Genomic DNA, 13,567 nt, shown 5'->3' on the forward strand with positions numbered 1-13,567 from the left:
GTGGCCGCCGCCGTGACGCAGATCAACGGCGCCGTGACCGGTGTGCCGCCCCTCCCGGACCAGACCATCGACTTCGACCGGCCGTTCCTCTACCAGGTCGTGCACACCGAAACCGGGCTCCCGGTCTTCATGGGGAAGGTCGCGGACCCGCGCTGACGGGCGGCCTACCGGGACCCACATCGCCGGAAGCCCTCAAGTTCGCCGTAAACTTCCGGCGAACTGGAGGGACTCCGGCGAACTCGGCGGCTTAGGGCGTCCCGCTCCGGCGCTTCTGTGCCAGGGCCGCCGCCACTTTTCCAATCAGCTCGTACGGGACAGGCTTCCGCAACGGGAACTTCAGGGTGCCCTTCGCTGCGCGGTAGGGGGCGAGTTCCGTGCTCAGCGATTCGTCGCCGTCGGGCACGGGGTAGACGGAGATGTGGTGCGCCCAGCCCGCGAAATATACGACGTATCTGCCCCCGAGCGTGATTGTCGGGATGCCGTAACTGATCATCTCCCCTGATCCGGGTACCGCGGCATGGCAGCATCGCCGGATTTCCTGCAGCGCCTCCTGCACGTCAGCAGGAAACGAGGCGATGTATTCCGCCACGGACTCAAAGTGCTGTGCCATTGCCCTTCCCTCCAACGATCCCAGCAACGAGTTAGCGCGGGCCGCCCTGCCACACGGCATCGAACGGGGCGCCCGAGGCCACACGGTTCCGGATGCCGGCGGTCACAAACGCCTTCGCCGTCCGGGCGGCAGCCAGCGGCGTCGCGCCCTTGGCGAGCTCGGCCGTTACCGCCGCGGCCAATGAGCACCCGGCGCCGGAGACTGCCACCTCACCCACTTTCGGGGCGGACAGGACTTCCAGGGTTTCGCCGTCGTAGTAGACGTCGACGGCGTCGGGGCCTTCGAGCCGCACGCCACCCTTGGCGAGCACCGCGGCGCCGCTGAGCTCATGGATGCGGACCGCGGCGGCCTTGAGGGACTCGACGTCGGTGATCTCCAGCCCGGAGAGCGACTCGGCCTCGAAATGGTTGGGCGTGACGAAGGTGGCCAGCGGCAGGATGTGGGATTTGAGCGCCTGGTCGGTGTCCAGGGCGTGGCCCGGCTCCTGGCCCTTGCAGATCAGCACCGGATCCAGCACCACGTTGGCGAACTGCCCGGCCGCCAGCGCCGCGGCCACGGTCGAAATCGTCGCCGGGCTGCCCAGCATGCCGATCTTGACGGTGTCCAGCACAGCCGGCGCGCCGGACGCGGCACCGTAAGCCGCCGTCGTCGCTTCCAGCTGGTCCGCGATGACCTGCTGCTCCACCGGGACAAAGCGGTGGTTCCAGTTGTCCTTGGGGTCGAAGGACACGATGCAGGTCAGGTTCGCGATCCCGAAGACGCCGAGTTCCTGGAACGTCTTCAGGTCAGCCTGCGCGCCGGCGCCGCCGGTCGCTTCGGAGCCTGCGATGGTCAGCACGACGGCGGGGGAGGAGGCGGGCTCTGTAGCTGTATCGGAAGCAGTCAAGACGGCGGAACCGAATGCGGTAGAAGTCATGGTCCCATCCTGCCATCCCGCCAAAACCGCCAGCATTGTGCTCATGAACAAACATTCCATGAACAGTATGAACAAAACCTGAGTGTTCCGGATCACGCGGACTAGGGTGGCGGACGGTGTTGCTTACAGGCGGCGCCGGATCCAGGAAGGTTCATTGATGAGCACCCAACTGACAGAAGCGGCCCAGACCCGGAAAGCCGTCGGCAACATCCTCAAAGGCTCGGCCGGCAACCTTGTCGAGTGGTACGACCTCTACGTCTACACCGTGTTCGCGGCGTACTTCCAGGCGCACTTCTTCAACTCCAAGGACGAGCTCCAGGCCGGCCTCGAGGCGATGGCGGTCTTCTCGACGTCCTTCCTGATGCGCCCGATCGGTGCCTGGTTCTTTGGCCGTTACGCCGACCGCAAGGGCCGCAAAGCCGCGCTGACACTGAGCGTGACCATGATGTCCGCCGGCTCTTTTGCGATCGCGGTGCTGCCCACCCAGGACGTGATCGGCCTGTGGGCTCTGATCCTGCTGGTCCTCATCCGCGTGATCCAGGGCTTCTCCGTGGGCGGTGAGTACGGCACCAGCGCCACGTACATGTCCGAGGCTGCCACCTCCAAGCGCCGCGGCTTCTTCTCCAGCTTCCAGTACGTCACCCTGGTCGGCGGCCAGATGCTGGCACTGCTGGTCCTTGTCGTCCTGCAGAACGCCATGCCCAAGGCCGAGCTGACCGAGTGGGGCTGGCGCATCCCGTTCGCGGTGGGCGGCGTGGCCGCGCTGGTGGTCCTGTGGCTGCGGCGCTCCATGGAGGAAACCGTCTCGGCCGAACAGCTCGAGGCCGCAAAGGCCCCTGCCGTGGGAGGCCACGCGCAGCCCGGGACCATGAAGCTGCTGTTCACCAGCTACTGGAAGCCGCTCATGATCTGCATCGGAATCACCCTTGGCGGCACGGTGGCGTTCTACACGTACACCAACTTCATCCTGAAGTTCATGAACGATACCTCCGGCATCGCCAAGACGGACACGTCGGTCATCAACTTCTGGGCACTGTTCATCTTCATGCTGCTCCAGCCGGTCTACGGCATCATCTCGGACAAGGTCGGCCGCAAACCGCTGCTGCTGTGGTTCGGCATCACCGGCGTCCTGTTCACCTGGCCGCTCCTGTCCGCGCTCGCCGGGACCAAGGATCCGATCACCGCGTTCCTGCTCATGATGGGCGGCCTGCTGATCGTAGGCGGCTACACGTCCATCAACGCCCTGGTGAAGGCCGAGCTCTTCCCCGCGTCCATCCGTGCCCTCGGGGTGGGCCTGGGCTACGCGATCGCCAACTCTCTCTTCGGCGGCACCGTCCCGCTCATCGGCGCTGCACTGCAGAAGACCGGGCAGGAAGAGCTGTTCTTCACCTACGTCACCGTGGCCATCGGCATCTCCCTGCTGGTCTACATCTTCGCCCTGAAGAATAAGAAGTCCACGCACCTGGACCACGAGCAGGGCCACGCCTGGGCGGCTGCGGGTCCGGACGCGGCCGCGGGGGCGGCTGCCGGTCCGGGCGCGGCCGCGGGGGCAGCTGCTGGTGGTCCGGGCGACGGCGGCAGGGACGAGGACAAGGACCTCATCGACGCCTCGCGCCGCTAGGGCAGGCCGCAGGCCGTCCTCGAATTCGCCGGAAGCGCGCCGGGTCGCCGTATGCTTACGGCGACTTGGCGCGTTTCCGGCGAACTCGCGGCCTAAGGAGCGAAGGGACGGCGACAACGACGGCGGCCCGGGCCCACGCTATTGGGCGTTGTCTGCGAACCGCAGCTGCAGGATCGTTGCGGCGGTGCCCGCCACGAACGTTCCCGCGAGCACAACATAGCTGCCTGGCTGGAGCGAGCCGACAGGATCGGCCACCATGCCGATCAGCAGCGGGACGATCGAATAAGGGAACCACTCCGCCCAGCCGGTCTTGCCGAACAGATTGCCCAGGGCCAGCATCACGAGCGAGAAAGCGATGGGGGCCACTTCGCCTCCGCTCCACACTGCGATCCAGGCGACCACAGGCGCGAGCAGGAACGAGATCGTCGCAGCGAGCAGCACATGTGCGATTCCCGCCGCGGCCAACTCTGCCGAGAACCCCGGCAGCCCCAACACCAGTCCGATGGCCATGGCCTCGACGAGGACTATGACGATGAGCGCCATCCACCATACGGCCGCGACCGCCAGCTTGGCGACGGCGAACCAATGACGGGCTACGGGCAGAGCGAGCATGTTCTTGGCGGTGGCATCACCGTACTCCCGGCCAAACAGGTAGGCGATGATGAAGGTCAGCAGCAGCATCCCGCCGACACCGAAGACCAGCGTGAGCATGTAGAAGTATTGGAGCCACGTCGCCTCAAGCCCGGCAAGGCTCGCTTTGGTACCCAGAAGCCCCAGCTGGGCCGCCCGCCCCGGTTCGCGCACGATCCACATGAAAAGCGCAATACCGAGCGGCATGATCGCGAGCACCGCCAGCGTGGCCCACGTCGCCTTGGCACGGTGGAGCTTCATGAACTCGGTGCCAAGAACCTGACCGAACATCAAACCGCGCCGCCCTCGGACGAAGCGCCGGTCCTCCGGCCATCGGCACCGCGCGCATCGCCCGTCCGCGCCAGGAAGTAGCGCTCCAGATCCAGTGTGAGCAGCGCCTGCTCGCGCTCTTCCGGGGTGTAGGCGTCGGTCGCGAACGCGCGTGCCTTCGCGGCGAGTTCGTCGCGCGACGACTCCTCGATGAGAAGGCCGTCGTGGACGATACCGATACGGTCGGCCAGGTGAGCGACCTCGGCGAGGATGTGGCTCGACATGAAGACGGTGGCGCCGCGCTTGTCGGCGAGCGAACGGAGCAGCTCGCGGATCTCGACAATGCCGGCCGGATCAAGGCCGTTGGCGGGCTCGTCGAGCACGAGCAGATCGGGGGAGTGCAGCAGCGCGCGGGCGAGGGCTAGACGCTGTTTGTTGCCGAGCGAGAGCTGCCCGGCACGCCGATCGGCATAAGGATCCAAGCGCAGCAGCGTGATCGAGTCGGCGACCGACCGCGGCGGCGAACCGGTGAGCCGGCGCTGGATGTCCAGATTCTCGCGCACGGTGAGGTTGGGGTAGGCGGTCGCGGTCTCGACGAGGAACCCAACGCGGGCGAACACGCCGGTCTCGCCAGGGATGATGCGCTGGCCTAGGACGCTCACCTCCCCGCTGCTCGGCCGGATCAGGCCGAGCATCATGCGGATGGTGGTCGTTTTGCCCGCCCCGTTCCTGCCGAGGAACCCGTAGATCTCGCCCCGGCGGACGTCGAGGTTGAGCGAGTCGACGGCGGTGACGTCGCGGTACCGCTTGACGAGGGCGCGCGTGGAAACCGCGGTGTCAGGCATGGGGCTCCTCCATGGCCCCATCCTGCCACCACGCCCGGAGCGTTCACAGGGTGCGGGCAAGCTTCATAGGATGGGCAGTGCGGAAGCGCTGCGACTTCGAATTCGCCGGAAGCGCGCCGGGTCGCCGTACATTTACCGCGAGCTCGAGGGCTTGCCGCGAACTCGCGGCTCCTGGCCGCCGCCCAGACTCCCGTGCCGCCACCCCAGGCCGCCGTGCCCGCGCCGTCGGGTGCGAGAATGGAGGCGGTTCCGGCTGCTTGTGTTACCGGGACCGTCCAGTGCTAATACAGCCGGCCGCCCAGCGTGTTCCCTTTGCGGGTGCGGGCCGCCGAGCGAACCACTACGAATGGAATACCCATGACTTCCGCCAAGACCTTCCCGGCGTCAGCCGCACCAAGGTTCGCCTCGATCGGATCCCCACATTTCGGCATCATGCTCGCTGTCATGGCCGTGGTGCTGATCTTGTCCAACATCGGGGCGTCCAAGGGCGTAGCGATCGGCCCCGTCATCACCGACGGGGGCTTCTTCCTCTTCCCGCTGTCGTACATCCTGGGCGATGTCATCAGCGAGGTCTACGGCTTCAAAGTGGCGCGCAAGGCCATCATCACCAGCTTTGCGCTGTCCGTCTTCGCATCGATCTGCTACTGGGTCATCATCGCCCTTCCGGGGTTCGACGACGAATACGGTTCCGCCAAGCAGGCAGCTCTGGAAGGCGCACTGGGACCGGTCCCGCAGATTGTGCTGGCATCGCTGCTGGCCTTCCTCGCCGGCCAGACCATCAACTCCTGGATCCTGGTGAAGATGAAGGCGCGGACCGGGGAAAGGTCCCTGTGGGCGCGCATCATGGGCTCCTCCGTGGCGGGTGAGTTCGTGGACACCCTGATTTTCTGCAGCATCGCCGCATCCGTGATCGGGATTACCGACGCCGCGATGTTCGTGAACTACGTCCTCGTGGGCTTCCTCTACAAGACCCTCGTGGAGTTCGCCTTCGTCCCGCTGACCTCGCTCGCCATCGGCTGGGTCAAGAAGCGCGAACCGAGCTACGGCGCCTAGGACTCCTCCTCATCCTCCGGCCGCCGGCCAGTTCGGAGCCAGCAGCCGCCCAATTCGCCGGAAACCCGCGGTGTCGCCGTAAGTTTCCGACGACATGGCGCGCTACCGGCGAATTCGAGTCTTTGGGGTGTGGGGTGCGGGCTGTGGGGTGCCGGGCGCCGCAACGCATTCGACGCTCAGGGGTACCGGCGGCCGGCCAGCGCACGAAGCAGACGGTGCTTGAATTCCTGCTCGCGAAAGAGGTCCTTCCACTCCACACGGACGAACCGCCAGCCCTCTTCAACCAAGGCCTTCTCCCGGCGCCGTTCCTCGAAGAGCACCTCGGCCGTGGGGCTGTAGTCGAAGTACTTGATTTTGCCGTCGAACTCGAGGGCGACCTTTTCCTCCTTCCATGCAAAGTCCAGGCGATGGCGCCCGGCGCGGCTCGACACTTCCAGCTGCGGCTCAGGTGGCCGGATCCGCAGCCGCAGGATCAGGTCGCGGGTCAGGGTCTCGCCGGGAGATTCGGAGCGCGGATCGGCCGCGGCCAGGACGCGGCGGAAAGTCCGAATGCCCCGGCGGCCGTCCAGATCATCTGCCATGGCCTGCAGGGCGCCCGGGTCCGCGCCGAGTCGAAGCGCGTGGTCGGTGAGGATCAACGCCTGCCTGTAGGGCAGCAACATGGCGCAGTCGGCCGTCGTGCGCTCCAGGGAAGTGGTCCGGAGGCCGTTCACCACGGCGACGTCATGGTCGGCGAAGGGGCGCGTGTGGCAGCGGACGTCCCTGCCGTGACGCTCGTTCGAAGGCCGTACCTTCTGGAGGACATGGATCATGTCATCCACTTCCCACAGGTGGAGAAGGCGGAGGCGCGCTGCGGAAGTGTGGCTGTAGTGGAAGGCACCTGTCGACGTCGTACGCGTTCCGTGGGCATGCGCGTAGATGAGCTGCCGGCTCTGGACAGTAGGCGACTGGACGTTCCAGAGACTGGCGCGGATGTAGCAGCCGTGCCGGAGCCGGACGAGAGTGCCTGAATCGAGGAGCGAGCGGACAGTGCGCGAGCTGAAGCCGAGATCCAGGAGCTGTTCGGTGCGCCAGAGGTTACCGGTCGGCGGCAGCTCCAGCACGGGGTTATGCGTCATGCCACCAGCTTCGGCCGCTGCAGGAGCGGGCGGGAGGCCCCGCCGTCGGTATGTGGATAACACGAGAGCGCCGCACCTTGGCTTCTTTTGGGGGACGGCTGCTTTGGACGCCGCCCGATTCGCCGGAACGTGGCGAGGGCGCCGCAAAGTTACGGCGAACTCGGTGGTTTCCCGCGAATTCGGCGGGGGCCCCTTCAGCCGGGAACGCGGGCGGTGGTTCCGCGGACGATGAGGTCCGGCTCGATCAGCTGGCGCTCAGGCTCGAGGGCGGGGTCCTGGATCCGTCCCAGCAGGGCGCTTGCGACGCCGGACCCGACAATGTCGCTCCGGTTGTCCACCGAGGTCATGTCCAGGTACCGCGACTTGGCCAGCGGGGAGTTGTCGTAGCCGATCACGGAGAGCTCTTCCGGGATGGACAGGCCCCGGGCCTTGGCTGCGGCGAAGGCGCCCAGGGCCATGGTGTCATTGGCGGCGAACAGGGCGGTGGTGTCGGGGTGGTGGTCAAGGACCCAGCAGGCGGCCGCATAGCCGTCCTCCTCAGAGGTGCCGCGGGATTCACCGGCGATCCTGACCTCGATGCCGGCCTCCAGGATGCGGCGGCGGAAGCCCTCCCGCCGGTGGGCCGCGGCGCCGCCGGAACCAGAGAGGTGTCCGATGCGTGTGTGGCCGAGCCCGATCAGGTGCTCCGCCGCCATGCGGCCGCCGCCGTCGTCGTCGTTGGTGATGAGCCCGGCGCCGGCCGGAACGCCGTTCCGCCAGCCGGCGACGACGGCGGGAACCCAAGTGCCGGCCATCATGGACTCGCTTGGCTCGGCGGCGATGACGAGGCCCTCCACGTGCATGGACAGCAGGCCGTCCACGGCCTCCGTGATGCGGTTCTCGCCCGGGCGGGAATCCGCGAGGGTGACCTGGTAGCCGTGGGGGGAGAACACGGATTCCATGCCGCGCAGGAGGTCCACGAACCAGGGGTTCCGGAAGTCGTCAATGACCAGCCCGATGCTTTTCGTCTGGCTGCTGGCGAGCGTGGTCGCCGCCCGGCTGGGGCGATAACCGAGCTCCGAGATTGCCGCCCGGACGGCCTCCCGACGCTTCTCGCTGACCTTTGACGGGTTTTGGAGCACGAGCGAGACCAATGACGGGGAGACGCCGGCGCGCTTGGCGACATCGTAGATCGTCGGGCGGCGGGTTCTGGGGGTATTCAACGACATCTGCAGGGCCTTTCACGTCTCATCCGAGGATAACCGGTCAACCATTGACAGGACATATGCACATAGCTACGCTTTTGTTCAGCGCCAGATTTTGTAGCGCTCCAATTTCTATCGTCGGGCCGTCGGCCTGACCGAATTTCAAAGGAGAAATCGATGGCTGACAGTTTGGGAGTTGCCGTAATCGGCGCCGGAATGGCAGGAAAAGCGCATGCGGCCGCGTACCGCACGGCGACGGCGCTCTACAGCCCGGTTCTTCCTCCTATGCGGCTGGTCTCCATCGGCGACGTCAACGCCGAGTTCGGTTCCCTGGCCGCGAAGCGTTTCGGCTACGAACGCCACGACACCTCGTGGCAGGCGATCGCCGAGGCCGATGACATCGACGTCGTGAGCGTCGTGATCGCGAACTCCCTCCACCGCGAAGTCGTGGAAGGCCTGCTGGCCGCCGGCAAGCACGTGCTGTGCGAGAAGCCGCTGAGCGACTCCATTGAGGACGCCCGCGCCATGGCCGAGGCGGCCCGCAACGCCAGCTCGATTGCCCGTATCGGGTTCACCTTCCGCCGCACACCGGGCATCGCCTACATCCGGGACCTCATCCGCACCGGCGTGCTGGGGAACGTCCTGCACTTCAGCGGCCGCTACTGGACCGACTACGGGTTCAGCCCGTCGGCGCCCATGAGCTGGCGCTACAAAGGCGGCCCGGGTTCCGGCGCCCTGGCCGACGTCGGCAGCCACCTGACGTACGTCGCTGAGTTTCTCTGCGGCGACATCAAGTCCATCAGCGGCGGACGCCTCAGCACCGTGATCGACAAGCGGCCGCTGCCGCTGGGCGCCGTCATGGGCCACGACCACTCCGCGGTCAGCGACACGTTCGAGCCGGTCGAGAACGACGACTACGCGGTGTTTTCCGCCGAATTCGAGAACGGTGCAGGCGGCTTCGAGGTCTCCCGGGTCGCCGCAGGGCACGCCAACAGCCTCATCTTCGAGGTCTTCTGCGAGAACGGCGCCGCCCGGTTCGACCAGCGCCGCCCCGCGGAGATCGAGCTGTTCCTCAACGACGGCCCGGCCAACGAAAACGGCTACCGCCAGGTGATCCTGGGACCCGGACATCCCTACATCGCGGGCGGGCTGGCCATGGACGCGCCGAGCGTCGGGTTCGGCCAGAACGACGCCTTCGGCTACCAGGCCCGGGCCTTCCTCGAGGAGGTCGCCGGCCTCAGTGAGGCGGACTCCCTGCCCCGCTGCGCCACGTTCGACGAGGGCGTGCGCAACATGGAGCTGCTCGGCGCAGTCACCGAATCCGCCCTCAACAACGGAAAGAAAATCACGCAATGAAACTCGGCGTCTACAACGCAATCCTGCACGACCGGCCACTTCCCGAGGCCCTCAAGGTCATCGCCAACCTCGGACTGACCGGCGTCGAAATCAACACGGGCGGGTTCCTGCCGGCCGTCCACGTCCCCACCATGGACCAGATCCTGGAAAGCGATGCGGCCCGCGATGACTACCTCGCGATTTTCGAGGGCACCGGCGTCTCGATTGCCGGCCTGAACTGCAATGGCAACCCGCTGCACCCGAAGCGTGAAATCGGCGAGAAGCACGCCGAGGACATCCGTCGCTCCATCCGGCTGGCGCAGCGGCTGGGGCAGGACCGTGTGGTGACCATGTCCGGCTTGCCGGGCGGCGAACCCGGGGCCACAACGGTCAATTGGGTGGTCAACGCCTGGAACTCGGCGGCCCTGGACGTGCTCGACTACCAATGGGGCATCGCGGCCGACTTCTGGAAGGAAACCGACCGCCTGGCCGCCGACCATGGCGTGAAGGTGGCCCTGGAGCTGCACCCGCAGAATATCGTGTTCAACACCGCCGATGTCCACAAGCTCATCGAGCTCACCAACGCGACCCATGTCGGCGTCGAGCTCGACGCCTCGCACCTGTTCTGGCAGCAGATGGATCCGGTCGCGGTGGTCCGCGAACTCGGCCCGCTGGTCTTCCAGGCGGCGGCGAAGGACGTCCGGGTGAACACCGCCAACGCAGCGCTCTACGGCGTCCTCGACAACAGCTTCCGGCGGCTCTCCCCGGACGAAAACCGCACCAACCTCGGCGGCGACGAGTGGGCCAACGAATGGCCCAAGGACTCCGCCTGGGACTTCGTTGCCCTGGGCCGCGGGCACGACACGGCCTACTGGACCGAGTTCCTGCGCGCGCTCTACGAGGTGGACCCGGACATGCTGGTCAACATCGAGCACGAGGACGTCTCCCTGGGCCGGATCGAGGGCCTCCAAGTGGCGGCCAAGGTCCTGCGGGACGCCGACTCGGCACTCGCGGCGTCGCTGCACCTCACCAACTGACGGCCTGACGGCCCGGCACCCGAGTAGCGGGCCGCCGTCGTACTCTGGAAAACCTCGAGGTCGCCGGAACGGTGCAGGGTCGCCGGAAACTTCCGGCGACCCTGCACGCTTCGGGCGACCTCGACGCCGGGGCGCCCTCGACGCTGACGCCGCCGACGCCGGGGGCGCCCTAGGAGTAGTAGTTCGCCAGGGTCTCGGCCTTGAACTCGAAGAAGTTGCCGGCCTCGATGGCGAGCCGGGCGTCGTCGACCATCTTCACCACGAAGCGTTCGTTGTGGATCGAGATCAGGGTGGCCGAGACCATCTCCTTGGCCTTGAACAGGTGATGGATGTAGGCCCGCGAATAGTTCAGGCAGGCGTAGCAGTCGCAGCCTTCCTGCAGCGGGCCGAAGTCGCGTTTGTACTTGGCGCCGGAGAGGTTGAACCGGCCGGTGGGGTGGTAGAACGCCGAGTTGCGGGCCACCCGGGTGGGGGAGACGCAGTCGAAGGTGTCCGCGCCGTTTTCAATGGCCGTGAAGATGTCGTCCGGTTCGGAGATGCCCAGCAGGTGCCGCGGCTTGTTCTCCGGCAGTTCCTCGTTGCACCAGCGCACGATCGTGCCGAGGTTCTCTTTCTCCAACGCCCCGCCGATCCCGAAGCCGTCGAAGTTCATGGCGCCGAGGTCGCGGCAGGCCTTGCGGCGCAGGTCCTCGTATTGGGCGCCCTGGATCACCCCGAACAGGGCCTGATAGGGCTTGCCGGCGCGCTCGTCCGTCAGCCGGAAGTGCTCGGTAATGCACCGCTCGGCCCAGCGCCGGGTCCGCTCCAGTGATTCCTCCTGGTAACCGCGGGAGTTCTGCAGCGTGGTGAGCTCGTCGAACGCGAACATGATGTCCGCGCCGATCTGGTGCTGGACGTTCATGGAGATCTCGGGGCTGAAGCGGTGCCGGTCGCCGTTGAGATGGCTCTTGAACCACACGCCTTCCTCGTCCACGTGGGCCAGGCGTTCTTTCCCGGGGGCGACGGCGTCGTCGGGCCCTGAATTGTCCACCGACTTCATGTCGATGACCTTCTTGAACCCCGAGCCCAGGCTCATCACCTGGAAACCGCCGGAATCGGTGAACGTGGGACCGCGCCAGTTCATGAACGCGCCCAGGCCGCCGGCCTCGTCCAGGATGTCCGCGCCCGGCTGCAGGTACAGGTGGTAGGCGTTGGCCAGCACCGCCTGCGCGCCGAGTTCGGCAATGGATTCCGGCAGCACGGACTTGACCGTGGCCTTGGTGCCGACAGCGATGAACGCCGGGGTCTGGATCTCCCCGTGCGGGGTGGCGATGGTGCCGGTCCGGCCCAGGAACTCACCGCCGTTGGCGGCAACCTGCACGGCCGACGGCGGGCACGCCTCGCTCAGGCGTTTGCCCACGCGGAAGGAGAATTCGGACTGCCGGGCGGGCGCGGGGGACGAAGACGCGAAGTCAGGATTGGCTGGCACGGTTCAAGTGTGCCAGCTAACGCAGCTCAGGACTCAGTGGACGGGATCCGATGTGGGGTAGTTCTCAGCCCGCCACTTGTCCCAGTAGTCGCGGACCGCCTCCAGCTGGTGGGCCCCGAGGTCGTAGGTGGAGACGATTGCGAGGGATCCGCCGTCGGGCCGGACGTCGGCGATGGCGGGCTGGTCCGCCACGATCAGCAGGCCGTCCCCGTGCTCGGCATAGTTGTGGACCGTCAGGCCCACCTGGTGGTTGCTGCGGAACCACACTTTGCCGGAGATTTCCTCGCCCGTGGGCAGGGTGAGCGAATACGGGTCCCCCGGCGACGGGACATCATTGAGCCCCAGTTTCTCTATCGCGGACCCGCCGGAGCCGGGCACGGAGAAGAAGAAGGTCCGGCGCTTGCCGTGCGGGTGCCGTTCCAGGGAGAAGCGCAACTGGTGGAGGAATGTCAGCCAACCCTGGGTGATGTCCTCGTCCCAGGCCGCCCACTCGGAATTGTGGTCGATTGCCGCCCGGGTGACGCTGACCTCCGTGCCCGTGGGGACAGGTTTCAGGGTGAAAACGTCGCCGCCGTCGACCACCAGGGAGGTGTGGTCGGCGCCTTCGACCACATTGGGGCCGAAGTAGATTTCGTTGATTTCGGCCTCTTGGTCATCGGCCACCCAGCCGTGCCATTGGGCGATCTTGGCGGGTTCGCGCAGCATGGTCCAAACTTGCTGCGCGTCGGAATTGATCACAACGCTCAGATTGTTCGTCATGGGGTGAATCTACAACTCCGTGCCCGCCACGGGTAGGGCCCAACGCTAGACCTCAGGCGCGGACCGATTCGAGCTCGTTGGCGATCCGGCGTTCCAGCTCAACGGTGCCGATCGTTTCGGAGCCGCCGTGCGCGCGCAGGAACAGGAGCGCCTCGAGCCGCAGCAGGCGCCAGTCGCGTTCCGCATCCTGGTTCGCGTTGTCGATCGAGCGGAAGATTTCCTTGTCGTACAGGTTGGGCTCGTTGAGCGAGCGCTGGCGCACCTTGGCGTTGATCCTGGCCTTGAACGGGTCCGTTTCCATGGCCTCCGGCGCGCGGAGCAGTTTCTCGTAGATCCCGGCGCGCTGGTCCTGACCCAGCTGGCGGCAGATGTAGCTGGAGAGCGCCAGCGATGACTCCACGGAGGCCCAGCGGTCGGGGTTGCCGTCGAACGGCAGGACGTTGAGCAGGTCCGCGACCGCCAGGGCGTTGTCGGGGTCCTTGAGGGTGACGAAGAGCTCGTGCGCGAGGTCGCTGAGATCCTTCAGGCAGCTCCCGGACTTGGTGTTGATGCCCTTGGCGAGCCGTTCACCGAGCAGGAGCACCCCGACGGCGCCCGGATGGGCCTCGGCCGCGGCCTCCACCACCGACTCCGGCGTGCCGTCGGGGACCGGGATGAGCGCCAGGTCCGCTTCGCTGGGTCCGCTCACGGCGGGCGGCGCAACGGGCTGGGGAGGAACGAC

General features: G+C 66.6%; 14 protein-coding genes. 5 read left to right on the plus strand and 9 right to left on the minus strand.

Annotated features, from left to right (window positions below; all coding sequences use genetic code 11):
* The gene (locus tag Y706_RS30485) at positions 1–156 is read left to right on the plus strand and encodes a serpin family protein (protein ID WP_343213102.1); all 156 of its coding nucleotides are present in this window, start codon (positions 1–3) and stop codon (positions 154–156) included.
* Between the two features lie 91 nt (positions 157–247).
* Here Y706_RS30485 and Y706_RS0120420 read toward each other — a convergent pair whose 3' ends face one another.
* Both Y706_RS0120420 and Y706_RS0120425 read right to left on the minus strand, forming a co-directional pair.
* Positions 248–610 carry an iron chaperone gene (locus Y706_RS0120420; RefSeq protein ID WP_028278046.1) on the minus strand — a complete coding sequence of 121 codons (363 nt, stop codon included), beginning with the start codon at positions 608–610 and terminating at the stop codon, positions 248–250.
* A 31-nt stretch (positions 611–641) separates the two neighbouring features.
* The gene (locus Y706_RS0120425; RefSeq protein WP_043436743.1) at positions 642–1,526 is read right to left on the minus strand and encodes a hydroxymethylpyrimidine/phosphomethylpyrimidine kinase; all 885 of its coding nucleotides are present in this window, start codon (positions 1,524–1,526) and stop codon (positions 642–644) included.
* Between the two features lie 157 nt (positions 1,527–1,683).
* Between Y706_RS0120425 and Y706_RS26770 the strand changes: the two genes are divergently transcribed.
* Entirely contained in the window at positions 1,684–3,147 is a 1,464-nt protein-coding gene (locus Y706_RS26770; RefSeq protein WP_043436682.1) for an MFS transporter, read from the plus strand.
* A gap of 138 nt (positions 3,148–3,285) precedes the next feature.
* Here Y706_RS26770 and Y706_RS0120435 read toward each other — a convergent pair whose 3' ends face one another.
* Complete coding sequence (locus Y706_RS0120435; protein ID WP_028278048.1) at positions 3,286–4,068, minus strand: ABC transporter permease; 783 nt, start codon at positions 4,066–4,068, stop codon at positions 3,286–3,288.
* Entirely contained in the window at positions 4,068–4,892 is an 825-nt protein-coding gene (locus Y706_RS26775; protein ID WP_052355117.1) for an ABC transporter ATP-binding protein, read from the minus strand. Before Y706_RS26775 ends, Y706_RS0120435 begins: the two co-directional genes overlap by 1 nt.
* A gap of 357 nt (positions 4,893–5,249) precedes the next feature.
* Here Y706_RS26775 and Y706_RS0120445 point away from each other — a divergent pair, with 357 nt between their 5' ends.
* On the plus strand, positions 5,250–5,945 hold the full coding sequence (locus Y706_RS0120445; protein ID WP_028278049.1) for a queuosine precursor transporter: 696 nt from the start codon (positions 5,250–5,252) through the stop codon (positions 5,943–5,945).
* 176 nt (positions 5,946–6,121) lie between these two features.
* Here the strand turns inward: Y706_RS0120445 and Y706_RS0120450 are convergent, their stop codons facing one another.
* The gene (locus Y706_RS0120450; protein ID WP_028278050.1) at positions 6,122–7,063 is read right to left on the minus strand and encodes a type IV toxin-antitoxin system AbiEi family antitoxin domain-containing protein; all 942 of its coding nucleotides are present in this window, start codon (positions 7,061–7,063) and stop codon (positions 6,122–6,124) included.
* Positions 7,064–7,257: 194 nt separating this feature from the next.
* A complete protein-coding gene (locus Y706_RS0120455; RefSeq protein WP_028278051.1) occupies positions 7,258–8,271 on the minus strand; it encodes a LacI family DNA-binding transcriptional regulator in 1,014 nt (337 codons plus the stop codon).
* A 153-nt stretch (positions 8,272–8,424) separates the two neighbouring features.
* On the opposite strand from Y706_RS0120455, the gene Y706_RS0120460 reads away from it, so the two are divergent.
* Together Y706_RS0120460 and Y706_RS0120465 are read left to right on the plus strand one after the other, a co-directional pair.
* Complete coding sequence (locus Y706_RS0120460; protein ID WP_028278052.1) at positions 8,425–9,603, plus strand: Gfo/Idh/MocA family protein; 1,179 nt, start codon at positions 8,425–8,427, stop codon at positions 9,601–9,603.
* Entirely contained in the window at positions 9,600–10,619 is a 1,020-nt protein-coding gene (locus tag Y706_RS0120465; RefSeq protein ID WP_028278053.1) for a sugar phosphate isomerase/epimerase family protein, read from the plus strand. The genes Y706_RS0120460 and Y706_RS0120465 overlap by 4 nt, the downstream gene beginning before the upstream one ends.
* Positions 10,620–10,788: 169 nt before the next feature.
* On the opposite strand, the gene tgt is transcribed toward Y706_RS0120465, so the two are convergent.
* The 3 genes from tgt to Y706_RS26780 form a co-directional block, all read right to left on the minus strand.
* On the minus strand, positions 10,789–12,087 hold the full coding sequence (gene tgt, locus Y706_RS0120470) for a tRNA guanosine(34) transglycosylase Tgt (RefSeq protein WP_028278054.1): 1,299 nt from the start codon (positions 12,085–12,087) through the stop codon (positions 10,789–10,791).
* Between the two features lie 33 nt (positions 12,088–12,120).
* Positions 12,121–12,846, minus strand: a complete 726-nt coding sequence (locus Y706_RS0120475) for an SRPBCC family protein (RefSeq protein WP_028278055.1) — start codon at positions 12,844–12,846, stop codon at positions 12,121–12,123.
* A 52-nt stretch (positions 12,847–12,898) separates the two neighbouring features.
* On the minus strand, positions 12,899–13,567 hold a 669-nt coding region (locus tag Y706_RS26780), incomplete at its 5' end, for a DUF6707 family protein (RefSeq protein ID WP_043436684.1).

Source organism: Arthrobacter sp. I3, assembly GCF_000520575.1.
Lineage (GTDB): Bacteria > Actinomycetota > Actinomycetes > Actinomycetales > Micrococcaceae > Arthrobacter > Arthrobacter humicola_A.

Bases quoted from the DNA above. Each gene is read 5' to 3' on its own strand.
- Y706_RS0120420 (WP_028278046.1), bottom strand. From the start codon at position 610: ATGGCACAGCACTTTGAGTCCGTGGCGGAATACATCGCCTCGTTTCCT.
- Y706_RS0120425 (WP_043436743.1), bottom strand. From the start codon at position 1,526: ATGACTTCTACCGCATTCGGTTCCGCCGTCTTGACTGCTTCCGATACA.
- Y706_RS26770 (WP_043436682.1), top strand. From the start codon at position 1,684: ATGAGCACCCAACTGACAGAAGCGGCCCAGACCCGGAAAGCCGTCGGC.
- Y706_RS0120435 (WP_028278048.1), bottom strand. From the start codon at position 4,068: ATGTTCGGTCAGGTTCTTGGCACCGAGTTCATGAAGCTCCACCGTGCC.
- Y706_RS26775 (WP_052355117.1), bottom strand. From the start codon at position 4,892: ATGCCTGACACCGCGGTTTCCACGCGCGCCCTCGTCAAGCGGTACCGC.
- Y706_RS0120445 (WP_028278049.1), top strand. From the start codon at position 5,250: ATGACTTCCGCCAAGACCTTCCCGGCGTCAGCCGCACCAAGGTTCGCC.
- Y706_RS0120450 (WP_028278050.1), bottom strand. From the start codon at position 7,063: ATGACGCATAACCCCGTGCTGGAGCTGCCGCCGACCGGTAACCTCTGG.
- Y706_RS0120455 (WP_028278051.1), bottom strand. From the start codon at position 8,271: ATGTCGTTGAATACCCCCAGAACCCGCCGCCCGACGATCTACGATGTC.
- Y706_RS0120460 (WP_028278052.1), top strand. From the start codon at position 8,425: ATGGCTGACAGTTTGGGAGTTGCCGTAATCGGCGCCGGAATGGCAGGA.
- Y706_RS0120465 (WP_028278053.1), top strand. From the start codon at position 9,600: ATGAAACTCGGCGTCTACAACGCAATCCTGCACGACCGGCCACTTCCC.
- Y706_RS0120475 (WP_028278055.1), bottom strand. From the start codon at position 12,846: ATGACGAACAATCTGAGCGTTGTGATCAATTCCGACGCGCAGCAAGTT.